Below are 18,920 nucleotides of genomic sequence, written 5' to 3' on the forward strand. Positions count from 1 at the left end.
GATTAAGGCTTACGGTTTTTTGGCGATCAGCACGGCGCGGATCGGTGCCGGGTAACCTTCAACCGTTTTGGTTGGATCTTTGGGATCGAGAAACTCGGCCAGTGACTCGCTGGTCATCCAGTCGGTGCGGCGCTGCTCTTCGGTGCTGGTTGGGCAGATATCGGCAATCCTGACGTCCACAAATCCGCATTTCTCCAGCCAGCACTTCAGCGCTTCGGCAGACGGAATAAAGTAGACGTTACGCATCTGCGCGTAGCGGTCGCCCGGCACCAATACCTGATGACGATCGCCTGGTACAACCAGCGTTTCCAACACCAGTTCGCCCTCGGAGACCAGCTGGTTTTTCAACTGATACAGGTGATCCAACGGGGAGCGGCGGTGATAAAGCACGCCCATCGAGAAAACGGTGTCGAACGCGGCCAGCTCGGGCAGTTGTTCAATACCCAACGGCAACACATGAGCGCGTTGATCGCCTCCCAGCAGTTTACGTACCGCTTCAAACTGGCACAGGAACAGCTGCATCGGATCGATACCGACCGCCAGATGTGCTCCGGCACCGACCATGCGCCACAGATGGTAACCGCTGCCGCAACCTACATCCAGAATGGTACGGCCAGCCAGCGGAGAAATATGCGGTAGCACCCGATCCCACTTCCAGTCGGAGTGCCATTCGGTATCGATATCGATGCCGTAAAGTGAGAAAGGCCCTTTGCGCCACGGCATCAACGTACGCAGCATTTTCTCGATGCCTTCGAGCTGGCCAGGTGATAGCGGTTGTTCCATCCCGGCACGCACGCCATGCAATAAATCCAACTGGGTTGGCGTGAGGGAAGGTAGATGTTCTACCGAATTGAACCACTGCTTGAACTTGCCATGCAGCGATTCACGCTGCCAAGCGGTGATTTGTGCCGGCAGCGTATCCAGCCAGTGGCTCAGCGGGCTTTTGGCGATGCGCTGGTAGAAGTCTCCAAACTCGATCATGCGGTTTCTCCTGATTTCAGGGCGATCAACGAGCCGAAGTTGAAACATTGGAACCAGACTTCTGCATGTTCAAAACCGGCTTGCCGGAGGCGCGCTTTATGCGCTTCGACCGAATCGGTCAGCATCACGTTTTCCAACATGCTGCGCTTTTGGCTGATTTCCAATTCGCTGTAGCCGTTGGCTCGTTTGAAGTCGTGGTGCATGTTGAACAACAGTTCACCGACGTCCGCATCCTCAAAGCTGAATTTCTCTGACAGCACCAAGGCGCCGCCCGGACGTAGCCCGCGATATACCTGTTCGAGCAGGCGTAGCCGATCGGCCGGTTCAAGAAACTGTAGGGTGAAGTTCAGCACCACCATTGAGGCGTTTTCGATGGTAATGTCTAAAATGTCCGCCTCAATGACGTCGACCGGCGTATCAGCGCGAAACGCATCAAGATGGCGACGGCAGCGCTCTACCATCGCGGGGGAATTATCGACCGCAATAATCTGACAACCTTCGACGCTGATGTTCCTGCGCATCGATAGCGTGGCCGCGCCGAGCGAGCACCCCAGGTCATACACCCGGCTGTGCGGCTGGACAAAGCGTTCGGCCAGCATGCCAATCATCGAAATGATATTGGAGTAGCCCGGAACGGAACGCTGGATCATGTCTGGGAAGACTTCAGCAACGCGCTCGTCGAAGGTCCAGTCGCCCAGTTTGGCGATCGGGGCGGAAAAAAGAGTATCGCGGTTTGGCATAGCGGCAAATCAGGTCAGAATTCGAAGGGGCGTATACTAACAGAAAAGCGGCGCAGGCAGAAGCAGGCGGCGTGGCCGCCTGAGCAGAGGGGATATCAGTGCAAACTGATGATAATGTCCCACGGCAGATAAACGATGTTGGCTATCACCATCAGTATCAGAGAAATATAAGTAGCCGCCATACCCGAACGGCGCCAGCGGACTTCACGGTTACGTAAACCGTAGTAGTGAACCAGCCGGCCTGCCATCAGCAGCAAACCACACAGATGCACCATCCAGACTTCGGCACCGTTCATCTCCATGATCACCAACAGGATGGCGGCGATCGGGATGTACTCCACGGCGTTACCGTGCACGCGGATCGCGGTCTGCAGCTCATAGAACCCGCCGTCACCATAGGCGACCCGGTACTGCATTCTCAACCTGACCACGTCATAAGAGAGTTTGATCAACAACAATGCGCCAAGCACCACATAGAGCGCGCTTACCATTCTTAACTCCATTCGTAACCAAATCTGGCAACGAGCATCATAACTGCCATCATCGCGACTGTCGCGAGGAAATATCCTATGGGCCCCATCAGATTAATAGGTTAAAACAAGGCTTCTTGCTCTGGCCAGCCCGGAGGCATCGATAAATTCGGAATTATGCCGTATAACCCTTGCCAGATTTTCTGTGCCTGCTGCGGTGAATCGCTGTTATCTGGCGTGTGAATAAACAGGTAGGGCTGATGTTGTTGCGCCCAGTCAGGCAGCCTCTGTTGCCAGGACTCGAACCAGCGCTGATTGTCCGCCAGCACGTCACCGCCGATAAAGCGGATCAACGGGTTGTTGGCCGTTACCACTGCATGTACCGGCAGCTTGGGCTTTTTCTGTTGTGCATCGCGGATCGCCGGGCTGTGTGGTTTTGCATGGTGCAGCGGGCGGCTATCGAGGATGGTGCGGTTAATGCCGCGTTGGTGCAAACCCTGATTCAGTTGGCGTTCTGCGTCACCCTTGGCGAAAAATTCCAGATGGCGGACCTCGACTCCGTAGGTAAACTCCGGCGGTAAGGCATCAAGAAAAGCCCATAGAATGCCCAGATGCTCGGGTGCAAAGGCGGCGGGCAACTGCAACCACAGCTGTCCGATACGCCCTTCAAGGGGGCGCAGGCAATCATAAAACGCCTTGATATCGGCTTCACAGCCGCGCAGTGCTGCTTTATGGCTGATCGCTGACGGGAATTTAAAGCAAAAACGGAAATCATCGCCGGTCATATCGCGCCAGCGATGGACAATTTCCACCTTGGGCAACGCGTAGAAGGTGGTGTTACCTTCCACGCAGTTGAAGTAGCGGCTGTAGTCCGCCAGATCGCGCAGGCCGATGCGGTTCCAGGCCGGATGTTGCCATTGCGGTAGTCCAATATAAATCAACGGTCATCTTCCCTGCTTTACATTTTGGCAACAACGTTAACGTTATCTGCGCCGCCTTTCAAGTTACGCCGGGCTTATAGCGCCGCAAGGATTTCACTGGTGCTACGCACACGGGCAATACGCGGGAAGATATTATCGAAGGCGAATTGGTGCATCTCGGCGCTGTAGGTGCTGCACATGTCTTCGGCAATCACCAACTCGTAGCCATGTTCCCAGGCTGCACGAGCGGTAGACTCCACGCCAATATTGGTGGCGATACCGCCCAATACCACCGACTTGATACCCCGACGGCGCAGTTGCAGGTCCAGATCGGTGCCATAGAATGCGCCCCATTGACGTTTGGTGATCAACACATCGCTGTCTTGAACTGCCAGCGCTTCGGGGAATTCCCACCAGGACGCTGGCAGCCCGCCGACCGGAGACGGTGAAGGTTTATCTACCGGTTGCTTGAGCGCTTCGGCAAAGGAATCAGACCAGCCGACGCGCACCAGAAACACGGGGGCATTCAACGCGCGAAAGCGTCCTGCCAGATGGGCCGCATGGGTGACGACTTGGCTGGCACTGTGCGGGCCAGCGGCGTAAGGTAAAATGCCGTGTTGCAGATCGATCAGCACCAGGGCGGTGGTTTGTGCATCAAGTTTCAGCATTGGGAGCGTCTCAGGGTTAAAGTGGATTTAAGGTTGTGCTACTGGCATTTGAAAGACGACGGGTATACAGGCTACGTGATAAAACTGCTGCTGGTTAATGGGAAATTTGTTAACCGATGTGTTGTTTGCTACTGATAGATGCGATTTAGCGTTGCAACAATGCCGTGTTCGCTCTTATCTGGCGCATGAATTTCCTTTATAATGGCCGCCTTTTTTCACCAATCTTTAATCCAGCGATCTATGCCGATTTATGAATATGCATGTGGCTCATGCCAACATCGATTAGAGAAACTACAAAAATTTTCCGACGCGCCGTTGATTCAATGCCCGGCGTGTGGGCAGCCCGCACTGACCAAGTTGATCTCTGCCAGCGGTTTCCAGTTAAAGGGCACCGGCTGGTATGCAACAGACTTCAAACCGGGTGATAAATAACAATTCGTCAGATAACAGCCGTGCGGAAACAGCAACTGCTGCCAACCTCCGGCGGAATCGGCTTAAGTCAAAAGGATAGCGTATGCGTACTGAATATTGCGGGCAGTTGAATCTGGCCCACGTCGGCCAGGAAGTCACTTTGTGTGGTTGGGTCAACCGCCGCCGCGATCTGGGTGGCCTGATCTTTATTGATATGCGTGACCGCGAAGGCATCGTGCAGGTGTTCTTCGATCCGGATCAGAAAGCGGCCTTCGACAAAGCCTTCGAACTGCGTAACGAGTTCTGCATCCAGATCGTCGGTACCGTGCGTGCGCGCCCGGAAAGTCAGGCCAACAAGGATATGGCGACTGGCGAAGTTGAGGTGTTTGCTCACGCGCTGGAGATCATCAACCGCTCCGAACCGCTGCCGTTGGACTCGAACCAGACCAACAGCGAAGAAGCGCGTCTGAAATATCGCTACCTGGATCTGCGTCGCCCGGAAATGGCCGACCGCCTGAAAACCCGTGCCAAGATCACCAGCTTTGTGCGCCGCTTTATGGACAGCCACGGTTTCCTGGATATCGAAACCCCCATGCTGACCAAAGCCACGCCGGAAGGTGCCCGTGACTATCTGGTACCAAGCCGCGTACATAAAGGTAAGTTCTACGCGTTGCCGCAGTCCCCACAGTTGTTCAAACAGCTGCTGATGATGTCTGGCTTCGACCGTTACTACCAGATCGTCAAGTGCTTCCGTGACGAAGACTTGCGCGCCGATCGCCAGCCGGAATTCACCCAGATCGACGTGGAAACCTCTTTCATGAGCGCCGAGCAGGTGCGTGAAGTGATGGAGCAACTGGTGCATGAGCTGTGGCTGGACGTGAAGGGCGTCGATCTGGGTAAATTCCCGATCATGACCTTTGCCGAAGCGATGCGCCGTTACGGTTCCGATAAGCCAGACCTGCGTAACCCGCTGGAGCTGGTGGACGTTGCCGACTTGGTCAAAGACGTTGAGTTCAAAGTATTCTCTGGCCCGGCGAACGATGCCAAAGGCCGCGTGGCCGCGATTTGTGTTCCGGGTGGCGCACAGCTGACCCGTAAGCAGATCGACGAATACGGCGCTTTCGTTAATATCTACGGTGCCAAAGGTTTGGCATGGCTGAAGGTTAACGATCGTGCTGCGGGTATGGAAGGCGTGCAAAGCCCGATTGCCAAATTCCTCAGTGCCGAAGTGCTGGAAGCGATCCTGGCGCGCACCAATGCGCAAACCGGCGACATTCTGTTCTTCGGTGCCGACAGCTTTAAAATCGTTACCGACGCCATGGGCGCGCTGCGCTTGAAAATCGGCCGCGATCTTGGCCTGACCAAGCTCGACAGCTGGGCACCGCTGTGGGTGGTCGATTTCCCAATGTTCGAAGAGGACGGCGAGGGTGGCCTGGCGGCGATGCACCATCCGTTTACCGCACCGCGCGATATGAGCCCGGAAGAGCTGCAAAAAGATCCTACCTCAGCTATCGCCAATGCCTACGATATGGTGCTGAACGGCTATGAAGTGGGTGGCGGTTCCGTGCGTATTCACCGCAGTGAAATGCAGCAAACCGTCTTCGGCATCCTTGGCATCAATGAGCAAGAACAACGCGAGAAGTTCGGCTTCCTGCTGGATGCGCTGAAGTACGGTACGCCTCCGCACGCCGGTTTGGCCTTCGGTCTGGATCGTCTGGTGATGTTGGTGACCGGTACCGAGAACATCCGTGACGTTATCGCCTTCCCGAAAACCACCGCGGCGGCCTGTCTGATGACCGATGCACCAAGCTTCGCGAATCCGGCTTCGTTGCAGGAGCTGGCGATCAGCGTAGTGAAGAAAGCCTCAGCCGAACAAGAGAGCGAGTGATGAATTACAAGCGGCCCGAGTCTATTCTGGTGGTGATTTATGCAAAATCCAGTGGCCGGGTGCTGATGTTACAGCGGCGTGATGATACGGAGTTCTGGCAGTCGGTGACCGGCAGCCTTGAGGACGCCGAATCGCCGCCGCATGCCGCACAGCGCGAAGTCATGGAAGAGATTGGCATCGATATCGCAGCAGAGGGGCTGCCGTTGGTCGATTGCCAGCGCTGTGTGGAATTTGAACTCTTTGTCCATTTGCGACACCGCTATGCGCCGGGAACCACGCGTAATAAAGAGCACTGGTTCTGTCTGGCGTTACCTGATGAGCGCGATCCGGTCTTGACCGAACATCATGCTTACCAATGGCTTGAGGCGTCCGAGGCGGTCAAACTGACCAAGTCCTGGAGTAATCAGCAGGCGATTGAAGAGTTTGTGATCCATTCTGTCCAGTAGTTCTTTTTGGAGATATTTTTTATGGCAGGTCATAGTAAATGGGCCAACACCAAACACCGCAAAGCTGCACAAGATTCCAAACGCGGTAAGATTTTCACCAAAATTATCCGTGAGTTGGTGACTGCCGCCAAATTGGGCGGCGGCGATCCGGGTTCGAACCCGCGTCTGCGTGCGGCTATCGATAAAGCGCTGTCAAACAACATGACGCGCGATACCCTGAACCGTGCTATCGCCCGTGGCGTAGGCGGCGATGATGATACCAATATGGAAACCATCATCTATGAAGGTTACGGCCCTGGCGGCACCGCGGTAATGATCGAGTGCCTGAGCGACAACCGTAACCGTACCGTGGCAGAAGTGCGCCATGCCTTCACCAAGTGTGGTGGCAACCTGGGTACCGACGGTTCCGTGGCCTATCTGTTCACCAAAAAAGGCGTGATCACCTATGCACCGGGTCTGGATGAAGACACAGTGATGGAAGCCGCGCTGGAAGCGGGTGCCGAAGATATCCAGACCTATGACGATGGTGCCATTGACGTCTTCACCGCCTGGGAAAATCTGGGTGAAGTGAAAGACGCGTTGACCGCCGCAGGTTTTGAGGCAGACTCGGCCGAGGTTTCCATGATCCCGTCCACCAAAGCGGATATGGATGCGGAAACTGCGCCTAAGTTACTGCGCTTGATCGACATGCTGGAAGACTGTGACGACGTGCAGGAGGTTTACCATAACGGTGAGATCTCCGACGAGATCGCTGCAACGTTGTAATGCAGGTGAATGATGGCGTTGCCAACCGGCAACGCCAGGCAACAATCAATGCAGGGTGGTGGTAGCAATGGCGATCATACTGGGTATCGATCCCGGCTCGCGCGTCACCGGCTATGGCCTGATCCGCCAGCAGGGCCGCCAACTGACCTATGTTGCCAGCGGTTGTATTCGTACCGTGGTGGATGATATGCCAACGCGCCTGAAGCTGATTTATGCCGGCGTGAGCGAAATCATCACCCAGTTTCAACCGGACTTCTTTGCCATCGAACAGGTGTTTATGGCCAAGAACCCGGACTCGGCGCTTAAGCTGGGGCAGGCGCGGGGCGTGGCGATCGTTGCCGCCGTCAATCAAAACCTGGAAGTGTTTGAGTACGCGGCGCGCCAGGTGAAGCAGACGGTGGTCGGTACCGGTGCGGCAGAAAAGTCTCAGGTGCAGCATATGGTGCGCTCATTGCTGAAGCTGTCTGCCAATCCACAGGCGGATGCTGCGGATGCGTTGGCTATCGCCATTACCCACTGCCACCTCAGCCAGAACGTGCTGCGCATGAGTGAAGGGCGGTTGAATCTGGCGCGCGGGCGTTTGCGTTAGGGATCTGTAACGTAAGGGCGCCGCATGCTGCGCCTGACGAGGCATGGCCGTTTTGTTATCAATCGGAGGCTGGATATTCATCCAGCCTTTTTTATGGTATAAGCTGTATCAATACTGCGTGGCAGTGCGCCACGTACAGGGATCCATTCAGGAGGGGTAATGATAGGTCGTCTCAGAGGAATTATTCTGGAAAAGCAGCCACCGCTGGTGTTACTTGAAACCAATGGCGTCGGGTATGAAGTGCATATGCCGATGACCTGCTTTTACGAGCTGCCGGAGCTGGGGCAAGAGGCTATCGTGTTTACCCAATTCGTGGTGCGTGAAGATGCACAGCTGCTGTATGGGTTCAATGATAAGCAAGAGCGAGCGCTGTTCCGTGAGCTGATTAAAGTTAATGGCGTAGGGCCAAAACTGGCGCTAGCGATCCTTTCAGGCATGTCCGCCCAGCAGTTTGTCAGCGCGGTAGAACGTGAAGAGATCACTACATTGATCAAATTGCCAGGCGTGGGTAAGAAAACTGCCGAGCGTCTGGTCGTCGAAATGAAAGACCGCTTCAAAGGTCTGAACGGCGATCTGTTCAACAACAGCAGCGAAATTCCCCTGCCGGCCAGTGCGGCCAAAGCGGCGGAGATGGATATTGAAGCCGAAGCGGCCTCTGCGCTGGTGGCCTTGGGCTATAAGCCACAGGAAGCCAGCCGGATGGTCAGCAAGGTTGCCAAGCCGGGTGCGGATTGCGAGGCATTAATCCGCGAAGCATTACGTGCCGCACTGTAGGCCGGAAAGGGGTAGACCATGATTGAAGCCGACCGCCTGATCTCTGCCGAGCCGTTCAATGAAGAAGAGGTGCTGGATCGCGCGATCCGTCCTAAGCTGCTGACGGAGTACGTTGGCCAGCCGCACGTGCGTGAGCAGATGGAAATCTTTATTCAGGCTGCCAAGCAGCGCGGCGATGCATTGGACCATCTATTGATCTTCGGGCCACCAGGGTTGGGTAAAACCACCTTGGCCAACATCGTGGCCAATGAGATGGGCGTTAACTTGCGTACCACTTCTGGTCCGGTGCTGGAAAAAGCTGGGGATCTGGCGGCAATGCTGACCAACCTGGAGCCCCATGACGTCCTGTTTATCGACGAAATCCACCGTCTTTCGCCGGTAGTGGAAGAGATCCTGTATCCAGCGATGGAAGACTATCAGTTGGATATCATGATCGGTGAAGGCCCGGCGGCGCGCTCGATCAAGCTCGACCTGCCTCCGTTCACCCTGGTTGGAGCCACCACGCGGGCCGGTTCCTTGACCTCGCCATTACGCGATCGCTTCGGCATCGTGCAGCGTTTAGAGTTCTATCAGGTGGCCGATCTGGAGCATATCGTTTCCCGCAGTGCCAACTGCCTGGGGCTGGATCTGTCTACCGATGGGGCGCATGAAGTGGCACGTCGCGCCCGCGGTACACCGCGTATTGCCAACCGTTTGCTGCGCCGCGTGCGCGACTTTGCCGAAGTTCGTGCCAACGGGGTGATCAATGGTGAAGTGGCCATGCAGGCGTTGGATATGCTGAACGTCGATGCGGAGGGTTTCGACTATATGGATCGCAAGCTGTTGCTGGCGATCATCGACAAGTTTACCGGTGGTCCGGTGGGGTTGGATAACCTGGCGGCGGCAATCGGTGAAGAGCGTGAAACGATAGAAGACGTGATCGAACCTTTCCTGATCCAACAGGGGTTTATTCAGCGTACTCCGCGTGGCCGAATGGCGACCAATCATGCCTATAAGCACTTTGGTATCGAGCGGGAAGAGAAGTAGAAATCCAGGATTTACGCCAGGGGAGCCCCTGGCGTAATGAGATTAAGCCTGCTGCTTTTTCGACAGGCTGAGAACAAACAGCACCGCAGCGCTTAACACTACCGAAGGCCCCGCTGGCGTATCGTAAAACGCCGAGAAGGTCAGCCCACCTGTGACCGCAATTATCCCTACCAATACCGCATAACCGGCCATTTGTTCCGGAGTACGTGCAAAACGCCGTGCGGTTGCCGCCGGGATAATCAGTAGCGACGTAATAATCAGCGCGCCGACAAATTTCATGGCCAGCCCGATGGTCAAGGCGGTGACCAGCATCAAGATGGTGCGTGCGCGGGGCAGGTTAACGCCATCGACATGTGCCATCTCCGGGCTGATGGTCATCGATAACAGATCGCGCCATTGCCACCAGAGCACCAGCAGCACAATCACCACGCCGGTGCCGATCATCCAGATATCGCTGATCGTCACCGACAGCAAATCCCCAAACAGATATGCCATCAGATCTACGCGCACGTTGGACATCAGCGCGACCACCACCAGACCCAGCGATAGTGCGCTATGCGCCATAATGCCGAGCAGCGTATCGATCGATAGCTGCGGGCGGCGCTCCAGCCAAACCAGCACCATGGCCAACACCAGCGTGACGGCAATCACGGCGTAAAACGGATTGACGTCCAGCAATAAGCCGAAGGCAACGCCAAGCAGCGATGCATGTGCCAGCGTATCGCCAAAGTAAGACATCCGACGCCAGACCACAAAGGAACCCAACGGGCCCGCGGCAGCAGCCAGCAGCACACCGGCCAGCCAGCCGGGCAATAACAGTTCAATCATGCCTCACGGCCCCCGGTTTTTTTCAGCACAATTCTGCCTTGCAGGTCGTGACGGTGATTATGGTGATGGCGATAGATCGCCAACTGCTCAGCGCCCCGGTTACCGAACATGGCGATAAACTCCGGGTGCATTGACACCACTTCTGGCGTGCCGGAGCAGCAGATATGTTGGTTCAGGCACAGGACGTCGTCGGTTTTGGCCATCACTAGATGCAGGTCATGGGAAACCATCAGCACCGCGCAGCCCAGCTCTTTGCGCAATTGGTCGATCAGGTCGTATAACGCCAACTGGCCGTTAACGTCCACCCCTTGCGTGGGCTCATCCAGCACCAACAACTGCGGTTGATTCAACAGCGCTCGTGCCAGTAACACCCGCTGGTTTTCGCCGCCGGACAGTTTTTGCATAGGCTGTTCAAGCAGGTGCGCAGCCTGTACGCGCTTGAGCGCGGGCAAGATATCGGCCTTTTTTACCCCGGGTTTGAGCCGCATAAAGCGGTTGACGGTCAAGGGCAGGGTGGCATCGAGATGCAGCTTTTGCGGCACATAGCCAATGCGCAGCCCAGGCAGACGTTCCAGCGTGCCTTCCGTTGGGGCAATTAAGCCCAGCACTACGCGAACCAGCGTTGACTTGCCGGCCCCGTTAGGCCCGAGGAGCGTCAGAATACGACCCGGTTGCAGGTTGAGAGAGATATTCGTCAGTACCCGCCGGGTACCAAAAGAAACAGAGATATTTTTTAGCGTTGCCAGTGTAGACATATCGTGATTACATTTTGCAGAACTAACCGAATGTTATAATATCACGCTTCTTTGCTGAAAACGACGGGATTACTGATGATGGGACAGAAAAATAAATGGCTGCAACGCACTCTGCTGGCGGCGGCTTTGGTAATGGCGGGCAATGCAACGGCCGCCGTAGTGACCTCTATCCGCCCGCTGGGCTTTATCGCATCCGCTATCGCAGATGGGGTCACACCTACCGAGATTTTATTACCGGACGGCGCCTCGCCCCACGACTTCGCCTTGCGCCCGTCGGACATTCAGCGGCTGCGTAGCGCCGACCTGGTGCTTTGGGTCGGGCCAGATATGGAGGCTTTTCTGACCAAATCCCTGACGCAACTGCCCGCCAATAGGCAATTGGCGATCGGTGAACTGCCTGCGGTACAGCCGTTGTTGATGAAAGGCGATGACGATCATGACCATGATCATGCAGCCGAAGCGCATAGTCATGCGGATGGCGACGATGGACATGACCATCATCACGGTGACTATAATATGCACGTTTGGCTGTCGCCAGAGGTGGCAAAAGTGACCGCGATCGCGATTCACGACAGATTATTGGAACTTATGCCGCAAAAGAAGGACAAATTAGACGCAAACCTGCGCCAGTTCGAGGATCAGCTAGCGCAAACTGATAAAAATCTTGTTAAGATGCTAACGCCTGTGCAAGGTAAGGGATATTTTGTTTTTCATGACGCTTATGGCTACTTTGAAAAACACTTCGGCTTGAGCCCACTGGGCCATTTTACCGTTAATCCCGAAATTCAACCTGGCGCACAGCGTTTACACCAAATTCGAACACAGTTGGTTGAGCAGAAAGCAGTCTGCGTTTTTGCTGAGCCACAATTCAGACCGGCCGTAATTAATGCCGTTGCCAAGGGTACCACTGTGCGTTCTGGAACGCTGGACCCGTTGGGCACCGGCATCGAACTGGGGAAAGACAGCTACGGGAACTTCCTGACAGCGCTGTCCAACCAGTACGTGAGCTGCCTGAAGTAAAGATTATGAGGATATTATTGAGTGCAGAAGATAGTCCGAACTATCACTCTGGCGTATAACAACCTGCCACGGCCCCATCGCGTAATGCTAGGGTCGTTGACAGTCGTTACGTTGGCCGTCGCTGTTTGGCGGCCTTCCGTTTATCACCCAGAACATAACCCTATCGTTAAAAGCGTCGAGTTGGAAGCCAACCAGTTAAGGGCATTGCAGCCCGAAGCCAGTGAACCTATTGATGCCGACCAACCTACACCCGATGATGACATCCCTGAGGATGAGCTGGACCAGAAGGTCGCCGGAGAGGAAGGTGTGCATGAATATGTGGTTTCTACCGGTGATACGCTCGGCAGTATTCTGACTCAGTACGGCATCGAAATGTCGGATGTTTCGCTGCTGGCTTCGCAGAACCGAGATTTGCGTAACCTGAAAATCGGCCAGCAACTCTCCTGGACGCTTACCGAAGATGGCGATCTTAAGCGCCTGACCTGGGAGGTTTCACGCCGTGAAACCCGTACCTATGATCGCGTAGGCAATTCCTTTAAAGAAACCAAGGAAACCCAGAAGGGTGAATGGCGCAACAGCGTGCTGAGCGGCAAGCTGAACGGCAGCTTTGTCAGCAGTGCCTCGGCGGCTGGCCTGACCCGTGCCGAGATCAATGCGGTGATCAAAGCCCTGCAATGGCAGCTTGATTTTCGCAAGCTGCGCAAAGGCGATCAGTTCGCGGTGTTGATGTCGCGCGAAGAGTTTGACGGCAAGAGCGAGCAAAGCCAACTGTTGGGCGTACGCATGCGCAGCAGCGGCAAAGATTACTTCGCTATCCGCGCCGATGACGGCAAGTTCTACGATCGTCAGGGTTCCGGTCTTGCACGTGGCTTTATGCGTTTCCCGACCATGAAGCAGTTCCGTATTTCTTCCAACTTTAATCCACGCCGCGTAAATCCGGTGACCGGGCGCATTGCACCGCATAAAGGCGTCGACTTCGCCATGCCGGTCGGCACGCCAGTGTTGGCGGTGGGTGACGGTGAAGTGGTGATCGCCAAGCGCAGTGGCGCGGCAGGTAACTATGTGGCGATCCGTCATGGCCGCCAATACACCACGCGCTATATGCACTTGAAAAAGCTGTTGGTCAAGCCAGGGCAGAAGGTTAAACGTGGCGATCGCATTGCGCTTTCCGGTAACACCGGCCGCTCTACCGGCCCACATTTGCACTATGAAATGTGGACTAACCAGCAAGCGGTTAACCCATTGACGGCTAAATTGCCTCGCTCTGAAGGGCTGATGGGTAAAGATCGCAGCGATTACCTGGCACAAGTGAAGGAAGTGGTGCCACAGCTGCAGCTGGATTAACCATCGCTACCCCTTATGTTTTCCCATCGGCCTGATTTCGGGCCGATGTTTTTATTAGTGCCTGCACGAGAAAACGATAGCTGCATTTTGTCAGTGAACGGTGATGGTTTTAACCTGGCTCACCCACCTGACTGCAACTAGGTATATAGTTTATGTCTTCCGAGCAGGTGCGTTGAATAAAGAGCCGGTCATGCAAAACGAGAAGAAATCGAACGTAGAGTTCATCCCACAATTTGATAAAGCCTTCTATCATCCGCGCTACTGGGGCGTTTGGTTGGGAACCGGGCTGATGGCCGGTATTTCTCTGGTCCCTGCTCGAATACGAGATCCATTACTGGGTGCGATTGGTAAACTGGCTGGCAAGGTTGCGAAAGGGGCTCGACGCCGCGCCCGTATCAATCTGCTTTATTGCATGCCGGAACTGCCAGAACAGCAACGCGAACAAATTATCGATGAGATGTTTGCCACCGCGCCACAATCGATGATCCTGATGGCGGAACTGGCCTGTACCAAACCGGAAAAGGTGCTCAAGCGCGTGCGTTGGCACGGTGAAGACGTGCTGGATAAAATTCGTGAGGAAGGTCGCAACGTGATTTTCCTGGTGCCACACGGCTGGGCCGTCGATGTGCCAGCGATGCTGATGGCTGCGCGTGGGCAACCCATGGCAGCGATGTTCCATAACCAGAGCAACCCACTGGTCGACTATCTGTGGAATAGTGTGCGCCGCAAGTTTGGCGGCCGTATGCACGCCCGCAACGATGGCATCAAGCCTTTTATCAGTTCGGTGCGCCATGGTTATTGGGGCTATTATCTGCCTGACCAAGATCACGGTGCTGAACACAGTGAATTTGTGGATTTCTTTGCGACCTATAAAGCCACATTGCCTGCGGTTGGCCGCTTGATGAAAGTCTGCAAAGCGGCGATCGTGCCGCTATTCCCGGTTTACGACGGTAAAACCAGCACGCTGGACATTTATATCCGTGAGCCGATGGATGATCTGGCCGAAGCCGACGATGTTCGCATTGCGCGCCGCATGAACGAAGAAGTGGAAAACCTGGTGGGTCCTAATCCGGAACAATATACCTGGATTTTGAAGCTGCTGAAAACGCGCAAGGAAGGTGAGATTGAACCTTACTCGCGGGACGATTTATATCGTTAAGGCAGTTTTTCCACTTCAACCGACTCGTACTCCAGGGGCGTTACACGTGCTGCTAAATGGACGCAGCACGTGTAACGCCCGTACAGTCTAGCCTTTTCGTTTCTCACAATTTCAGCAACTTTTGACAATCTGCAACGACGGACCAGCTCCTTGCCTCTCGGCAGGTGATAAGCTAACCACAGTTATCTAGGCGTTAGAATTGGCCCCGGGTTGATGTTATCGACTCGGGGCCTTTCTCTTTGTATCCATCACTTTGGCTTCAGATACCAAGATCCAGAGCACCCATGCGTAGTATATTCATCAACCGCAGTGGATTTTGGGCAGACTCTTAACAATGCACCATACAGCCCTGTTGGATCAGCGGTTCAAGCACCGCTGGATAATGGTCGAAATCATTCCAACGCAGATCCAATCGCCGCAGATTTTTCATTTGCGCCATGCTTGTCGGTAATTCGCTTAATCGGTTCGCACGCAAGTCTAATGAAACCAGTGAACTCAATGCACCAAAGTCTTCAGGCAACCGGGATAACTGGTTGAAACGCAGATTGAGGGTGGTCAGCTTGGGCAACTGGCAGAATTGATCGGGTAAGTACGCAATGGCGTTGTTTTCCAAATCCATCACCTGTAACTCCGACAGTTGAGCGATCTCACTGGGCAGGGTAGTGAGACGGTTTTTCATCAGGTGTAATTCACGCAACTGGCTTAACAAACCGATTTCGGAGGGCAACGCGGTGATGGCGTTATTGTAGAGGCGCAACTCTTGTAGCGAGGCCAGAGCACATAGCGCCGATGGGATCTCTGTCAGTTGATTATCCGTCAGATTCAGGTAGCACAATGCTTGTAGTTGGCGCAGCGAATCAGGCAACTGGCTAAAGCCGTTATCACTTAAATACAGATACTTTAATTCACGCAACTCTCCGATTTCGGCTGGAATTGTTGCTGCCTGATTGTGGCCAAAATCCAGCATCTGCAACTGGTTTAACATGCCGATTTCAACGGGGAACAGGGCAATCTGGTTGCAGGAAATATTTAGCACCTTCAGGTTGCGATGGTGAAAAATCTGCTCGGGGAAGCGGGTCAGGCAATTATTGTACAGGCTGATTTTTTGCAGGCAGGTGCCGCTGAGATCTTCACTATCCAGATTGGCCAATTGCCGCCCATCAAGATCCAGCGAGCCATAAGTATATTGCTGATGATGTTGATGCAGCATAAAGAGGTTCCCCAAATAGCAATAAAAAAGCCAGTCAGCGTAAACCGACCGGCCTTAACATTAAATGCGCGGTGTTCAGTCTACGCGCAGGATACGGCTGGTATTGGTGGTGCCCACGGTGCTCATGACGTCACCTTGGGTAACCAGCACCAGATCGCCAGACACTAGGTAACCTTTATCACGCAGACGGGCGATAGCGTCATTAGCGGCGGCAACGCCATCGCTGTGGCTGCCGAAGTAGACCGGGGTGACACCGCGGTATAGCGCCGTCAGGTTCAGCGTGTGCTCATGGCGTGACATGGCGAAGATCGGCAAGCCGGAGCTGATACGCGACATCATTAGCGCGGTGCGGCCAGATTCGGTCATGGCGATGATGGCGGTAACCCCTTTAAGGTGGTTAGCGGCATACATGGTCGACATGGCGATGGCTTCTTCGATATTGTCGAACTGCACGTCCAGACGGTGCTTGGATACGTTGATGCTTGGGATTTTCTCTGCGCCCAGGCAAACACGCGCCATGGCGGCTACCGTTTCGGCTGGATACTGGCCCGCAGCGGTTTCGGCAGACAGCATGACCGCATCGGTACCATCCAGCACGGCGTTCGCCACGTCCATCACTTCGGCACGGGTCGGCATCGGGTTAGTGATCATCGATTCCATCATCTGCGTGGCGGTGATCACCGCACGGTTCAGCGTACGGGCGCGACGGATCAGTTTCTTCTGGATACCCACCAGCTCCGGGTCGCCAATTTCGACGCCCAGATCGCCACGGGCAACCATGACCACGTCGGAAGCCAGGATGATGTCATCCATCGCTTCGTCGCTGCATACGGCTTCAGCACGTTCTACTTTTGACACGATTTTGGCGTTGCAGCCTGCGTCACGTGCCAAGCGGCGAGCATAGTTCAGGTCTTCACCGGTACGTGGGAAGGAGACGGCCAGGTAGTCGACGCCAATTTTGGCGGCGATCAGGATATCGGCTTTGTCTTTTTCGGTCAGAGCTTCGGCAGAAAGGCCGCCGCCCAGTTTGTTGATGCCTTTATTGTTCGACAGCGGGCCACCTACGGTGACTTCGGTGAACACTTTCATGCCCTGAACTTCCAGCACTTTCAGCTGTACGCGGCCATCGTCCAGCAGCAGCACATCGCCAGGAACCACGTCCGCAGGCAGGCCTTTATAGTCGATACCGACTTTTTCTTTATCGCCTTCACCCTTGGTCAGGTTGGCATCCAACAGGAATTTATCGCCGATGTTAAGGAAAATCTTGCCTTCCTTAAAGGTGGACACGCGGATTTTTGGCCCTTGAAGATCGCCCAGGATAGCGACATGACGCCCCAGCTTGGCCGCAATCTCACGCACTTTATCTGCCCGTGCCTGATGGTCTTCTGCATTGCCGTGGGAAAAGTTAAGCCGAACTACGTTCGCACCAGCAGCAATAATCTTTTCCAGATTATTGTCGCGGTCGGTAGCCGGACCCAGTGTGGTAACGATTTTGGTTCTTCTGAGCCGTCTGGTCATGTATTACTCCGTTGACTTGTGACGCAAGTATTGGTGTTGCTGAACGTCAGATAACGAAACCGGATGAGGGGGCCGACGCTTTTCGCCTACCCAATGTTCATCTGGGTTATCTGTATGAACGAGCTATCAGGGTACAACTATAATCCCGCGGGTCAACTTGTGATCTGACCGGCGGTTTTTAAAACCGTTTTCAGTCGAAACTGTTGGGTACGATCCCTTTATCAAAGCGCGATTCTTTCAACGCTTCCTTGACCCGCTTCAAGTTATCTCTGAATTTAGCCCCTCGACGCAAGGTAAATCCGGTGGCCAGCACGTCAATCAGGGTTAACTGCGCAATTCGGGACACCATTGGCATATAAACATCGGTATCTTCTGGCACGTCTAGCAGCAGGGGGAGGGTCGCAGCTTGGGCCAACGGTGTATCTTTCGAGGTGATGGCGATGACCGTGGCGTCATTCTCTCGTGCCAGATGCGCCATCTCGACCAGATTCTTGGTGCGCCCGGTATGGGAGATTAGTACAACGACATCTCCCTCGACGGAGTTCATGCAGCTCATGCGCTGCATGACGATATCGTCAAAATAGACCACCGGAATATTGAAGCGGAAAAATTTGTTCATGGCGTCGTGTGCCACGGCAGCAGAGGCCCCCAGGCCGAAGAACGAGATTTTTTTTGCCTGGGTAAGCAGATCAACCGCACGATTGATTGCGGTAATGTCGAGATTTGCCTTTACTGTATCCAGGCTGGCCATCACCGACTCAAAGATCTTACTGGTATAAGCGGCAACGGTGTCGTTTTCTTCGACATTGCGGTTTACATAGGGTGTACCGTTAGCCAGGCTTTGTGCCAGATGCAGTTTGAAATCGGGGAACCCTTTGGTTTCAAGGCGGCGGCAAAAGCGGTTAACGGTCGGCTCACTGACATCGGCCAGTTTGGCCAGCCGGGCAATGCTGGAGTGAATAGCAGTTTGTGGGGAGGCCAGGATCACCTCGGCGACTTTCCTTTCCGATTTGCTCAGGAGCTCCAGATGGCTCTGGATTTTTTCCAGCGTATTCATATAACGAGAGTCACTCATGGTTTATACCTGCCGGACACCGGCTGTCGCTGGCGATCCATAGGGTATGTCGATTTCAATCAAAGGAGAAATCAATCCGGTTTAATGAAAATATACTACGTGCTGGTAAGCGTTGGCAGTGTCGACAAGGGATAAGCTGGCTTTTTTCACCAGAACATGACCTGTGTCTAACTTTCATAATGGTAAAAGAGTGTCAAAAAAGACAGAAAATTACAGTTTTCCCTGTTGCCAGCAGCGTTAGCGCCGCGACGGGGATAACGCCGTAGTTTCTGGGGCTTTTTTTCTGCTTTTGATCCGGGTTTACTGGCCGTAGCGAAAGAGAGTACATTAGTA

The 18,920-nt window shown here is 54.4% G+C and carries 20 protein-coding genes; 10 read left to right on the forward strand and 10 right to left on the reverse strand.

What is annotated here, in order from left to right; translation table 11 throughout:
• Positions 1-9: 9 nt before the first annotated feature.
• The 5 genes from cmoB to IMQ33_RS10695 form a co-directional block, all read right to left on the reverse strand.
• Positions 10-981, reverse strand: a complete 972-nt coding sequence (gene cmoB, locus IMQ33_RS10675; RefSeq protein ID WP_098930871.1) for a tRNA 5-methoxyuridine(34)/uridine 5-oxyacetic acid(34) synthase CmoB — start codon at positions 979-981, stop codon at positions 10-12.
• On the reverse strand, positions 978-1,721 hold the full coding sequence (gene cmoA / locus IMQ33_RS10680; protein ID WP_021806664.1) for a carboxy-S-adenosyl-L-methionine synthase CmoA: 744 nt from the start codon (positions 1,719-1,721) through the stop codon (positions 978-980). The genes cmoB and cmoA overlap by 4 nt, the downstream gene beginning before the upstream one ends.
• Before the next feature lie 95 nt (positions 1,722-1,816).
• Entirely contained in the window at positions 1,817-2,212 is a 396-nt protein-coding gene (locus tag IMQ33_RS10685) for an MAPEG family protein (RefSeq protein WP_196062314.1), read from the reverse strand.
• A 101-nt stretch (positions 2,213-2,313) separates the two neighbouring features.
• On the reverse strand, positions 2,314-3,129 hold the full coding sequence (locus IMQ33_RS10690; protein WP_196062319.1) for a DUF72 domain-containing protein: 816 nt from the start codon (positions 3,127-3,129) through the stop codon (positions 2,314-2,316).
• 77 nt (positions 3,130-3,206) lie between these two features.
• Positions 3,207-3,779 carry a hydrolase gene (locus IMQ33_RS10695; RefSeq protein WP_065685641.1) on the reverse strand — a complete coding sequence of 191 codons (573 nt, stop codon included), beginning with the start codon at positions 3,777-3,779 and terminating at the stop codon, positions 3,207-3,209.
• 240 nt (positions 3,780-4,019) lie between these two features.
• On the opposite strand from IMQ33_RS10695, the gene IMQ33_RS10700 reads away from it, so the two are divergent.
• The 7 genes from IMQ33_RS10700 to ruvB all read left to right on the forward strand — a co-directional run bounded on the left by IMQ33_RS10700 (position 4,020) and on the right by ruvB (position 9,678).
• Positions 4,020-4,211, forward strand: coding sequence for an FmdB family zinc ribbon protein (locus IMQ33_RS10700; protein ID WP_196062320.1), 192 nt, complete (start codon positions 4,020-4,022; stop codon positions 4,209-4,211).
• Between the two features lie 82 nt (positions 4,212-4,293).
• A complete protein-coding gene (gene aspS, locus IMQ33_RS10705; protein ID WP_024528729.1) occupies positions 4,294-6,078 on the forward strand; it encodes an aspartate--tRNA ligase in 1,785 nt (594 codons plus the stop codon).
• On the forward strand, positions 6,078-6,524 hold the full coding sequence (gene nudB / locus IMQ33_RS10710; protein ID WP_065685642.1) for a dihydroneopterin triphosphate diphosphatase: 447 nt from the start codon (positions 6,078-6,080) through the stop codon (positions 6,522-6,524). The genes aspS and nudB overlap by 1 nt, the downstream gene beginning before the upstream one ends.
• A 21-nt stretch (positions 6,525-6,545) precedes the next feature.
• A complete protein-coding gene (locus IMQ33_RS10715; protein WP_021181145.1) occupies positions 6,546-7,289 on the forward strand; it encodes a YebC/PmpR family DNA-binding transcriptional regulator in 744 nt (247 codons plus the stop codon).
• 67 nt (positions 7,290-7,356) lie between these two features.
• The gene (gene ruvC / locus IMQ33_RS10720) at positions 7,357-7,878 is read left to right on the forward strand and encodes a crossover junction endodeoxyribonuclease RuvC (RefSeq protein ID WP_021181146.1); all 522 of its coding nucleotides are present in this window, start codon (positions 7,357-7,359) and stop codon (positions 7,876-7,878) included.
• A gap of 159 nt (positions 7,879-8,037) precedes the next feature.
• A complete protein-coding gene (gene ruvA / locus IMQ33_RS10725) occupies positions 8,038-8,652 on the forward strand; it encodes a Holliday junction branch migration protein RuvA (RefSeq protein WP_021806658.1) in 615 nt (204 codons plus the stop codon).
• An 18-nt stretch (positions 8,653-8,670) separates the two neighbouring features.
• On the forward strand, positions 8,671-9,678 hold the full coding sequence (gene ruvB / locus IMQ33_RS10730; RefSeq protein ID WP_024486543.1) for a Holliday junction branch migration DNA helicase RuvB: 1,008 nt from the start codon (positions 8,671-8,673) through the stop codon (positions 9,676-9,678).
• 42 nt (positions 9,679-9,720) lie between these two features.
• Here the strand turns inward: ruvB and znuB are convergent, their stop codons facing one another.
• Together znuB and znuC are read right to left on the reverse strand one after the other, a co-directional pair.
• Positions 9,721-10,506, reverse strand: coding sequence for a zinc ABC transporter permease subunit ZnuB (gene znuB, locus IMQ33_RS10735; protein ID WP_065685643.1), 786 nt, complete (start codon positions 10,504-10,506; stop codon positions 9,721-9,723).
• On the reverse strand, positions 10,503-11,261 hold the full coding sequence (gene znuC, locus IMQ33_RS10740) for a zinc ABC transporter ATP-binding protein ZnuC (protein ID WP_024528731.1): 759 nt from the start codon (positions 11,259-11,261) through the stop codon (positions 10,503-10,505). Before znuC ends, znuB begins: the two co-directional genes overlap by 4 nt.
• Positions 11,262-11,339: 78 nt before the next feature.
• Here znuC and znuA point away from each other — a divergent pair, with 78 nt between their 5' ends.
• The 3 genes from znuA (at position 11,340) to lpxM (ending at position 14,784) form a co-directional block, all read left to right on the forward strand.
• Entirely contained in the window at positions 11,340-12,281 is a 942-nt protein-coding gene (znuA, locus tag IMQ33_RS10745; protein ID WP_098931932.1) for a zinc ABC transporter substrate-binding protein ZnuA, read from the forward strand.
• A gap of 21 nt (positions 12,282-12,302) precedes the next feature.
• Complete coding sequence (gene mepM, locus IMQ33_RS10750; protein ID WP_024528733.1) at positions 12,303-13,625, forward strand: murein DD-endopeptidase MepM; 1,323 nt, start codon at positions 12,303-12,305, stop codon at positions 13,623-13,625.
• A gap of 190 nt (positions 13,626-13,815) precedes the next feature.
• Entirely contained in the window at positions 13,816-14,784 is a 969-nt protein-coding gene (lpxM, locus tag IMQ33_RS10755; protein ID WP_196062315.1) for a lauroyl-Kdo(2)-lipid IV(A) myristoyltransferase, read from the forward strand.
• 328 nt (positions 14,785-15,112) lie between these two features.
• On the opposite strand, the gene IMQ33_RS10760 is transcribed toward lpxM, so the two are convergent.
• The 3 genes from IMQ33_RS10760 to IMQ33_RS10770 all read right to left on the reverse strand — a co-directional run bounded on the left by IMQ33_RS10760 (position 15,113) and on the right by IMQ33_RS10770 (position 18,569).
• The gene (locus tag IMQ33_RS10760; RefSeq protein WP_196062316.1) at positions 15,113-15,994 is read right to left on the reverse strand and encodes a leucine-rich repeat domain-containing protein; all 882 of its coding nucleotides are present in this window, start codon (positions 15,992-15,994) and stop codon (positions 15,113-15,115) included.
• A gap of 75 nt (positions 15,995-16,069) precedes the next feature.
• Positions 16,070-17,512 carry a pyruvate kinase gene (gene pyk / locus IMQ33_RS10765; RefSeq protein ID WP_021181157.1) on the reverse strand — a complete coding sequence of 481 codons (1,443 nt, stop codon included), beginning with the start codon at positions 17,510-17,512 and terminating at the stop codon, positions 16,070-16,072.
• A 190-nt stretch (positions 17,513-17,702) separates the two neighbouring features.
• On the reverse strand, positions 17,703-18,569 hold the full coding sequence (locus tag IMQ33_RS10770; protein WP_037376120.1) for a MurR/RpiR family transcriptional regulator: 867 nt from the start codon (positions 18,567-18,569) through the stop codon (positions 17,703-17,705).
• Positions 18,570-18,920: the final 351 nt, after the last annotated feature.

This window comes from Serratia sp. Res13-Sevr-LER1-36-b (assembly GCF_015673035.1).
GTDB classification, from domain to species: domain Bacteria; phylum Pseudomonadota; class Gammaproteobacteria; order Enterobacterales; family Enterobacteriaceae; genus Chania; species Chania fonticola_C.

Bases quoted from the DNA above. Each gene is read 5' to 3' on its own strand.
- ruvC (WP_021181146.1), top strand. From the start codon at position 7,357: ATGGCGATCATACTGGGTATCGATCCCGGCTCGCGCGTCACCGGCTAT.
- IMQ33_RS10700 (WP_196062320.1), top strand. From the start codon at position 4,020: ATGCCGATTTATGAATATGCATGTGGCTCATGCCAACATCGATTAGAG.
- znuB (WP_065685643.1), bottom strand. From the start codon at position 10,506: ATGATTGAACTGTTATTGCCCGGCTGGCTGGCCGGTGTGCTGCTGGCT.
- IMQ33_RS10760 (WP_196062316.1), bottom strand. From the start codon at position 15,994: ATGCTGCATCAACATCATCAGCAATATACTTATGGCTCGCTGGATCTT.
- pyk (WP_021181157.1), bottom strand. From the start codon at position 17,512: ATGACCAGACGGCTCAGAAGAACCAAAATCGTTACCACACTGGGTCCG.
- lpxM (WP_196062315.1), top strand. From the start codon at position 13,816: ATGCAAAACGAGAAGAAATCGAACGTAGAGTTCATCCCACAATTTGAT.
- znuC (WP_024528731.1), bottom strand. From the start codon at position 11,261: ATGTCTACACTGGCAACGCTAAAAAATATCTCTGTTTCTTTTGGTACC.
- IMQ33_RS10695 (WP_065685641.1), bottom strand. From the start codon at position 3,779: ATGCTGAAACTTGATGCACAAACCACCGCCCTGGTGCTGATCGATCTG.
- IMQ33_RS10715 (WP_021181145.1), top strand. From the start codon at position 6,546: ATGGCAGGTCATAGTAAATGGGCCAACACCAAACACCGCAAAGCTGCA.
- nudB (WP_065685642.1), top strand. From the start codon at position 6,078: ATGAATTACAAGCGGCCCGAGTCTATTCTGGTGGTGATTTATGCAAAA.
- ruvA (WP_021806658.1), top strand. From the start codon at position 8,038: ATGATAGGTCGTCTCAGAGGAATTATTCTGGAAAAGCAGCCACCGCTG.
- znuA (WP_098931932.1), top strand. From the start codon at position 11,340: ATGGGACAGAAAAATAAATGGCTGCAACGCACTCTGCTGGCGGCGGCT.
- IMQ33_RS10770 (WP_037376120.1), bottom strand. From the start codon at position 18,569: ATGAATACGCTGGAAAAAATCCAGAGCCATCTGGAGCTCCTGAGCAAA.
- aspS (WP_024528729.1), top strand. From the start codon at position 4,294: ATGCGTACTGAATATTGCGGGCAGTTGAATCTGGCCCACGTCGGCCAG.
- ruvB (WP_024486543.1), top strand. From the start codon at position 8,671: ATGATTGAAGCCGACCGCCTGATCTCTGCCGAGCCGTTCAATGAAGAA.
- IMQ33_RS10685 (WP_196062314.1), bottom strand. From the start codon at position 2,212: ATGGTAAGCGCGCTCTATGTGGTGCTTGGCGCATTGTTGTTGATCAAA.
- cmoA (WP_021806664.1), bottom strand. From the start codon at position 1,721: ATGCCAAACCGCGATACTCTTTTTTCCGCCCCGATCGCCAAACTGGGC.
- cmoB (WP_098930871.1), bottom strand. From the start codon at position 981: ATGATCGAGTTTGGAGACTTCTACCAGCGCATCGCCAAAAGCCCGCTG.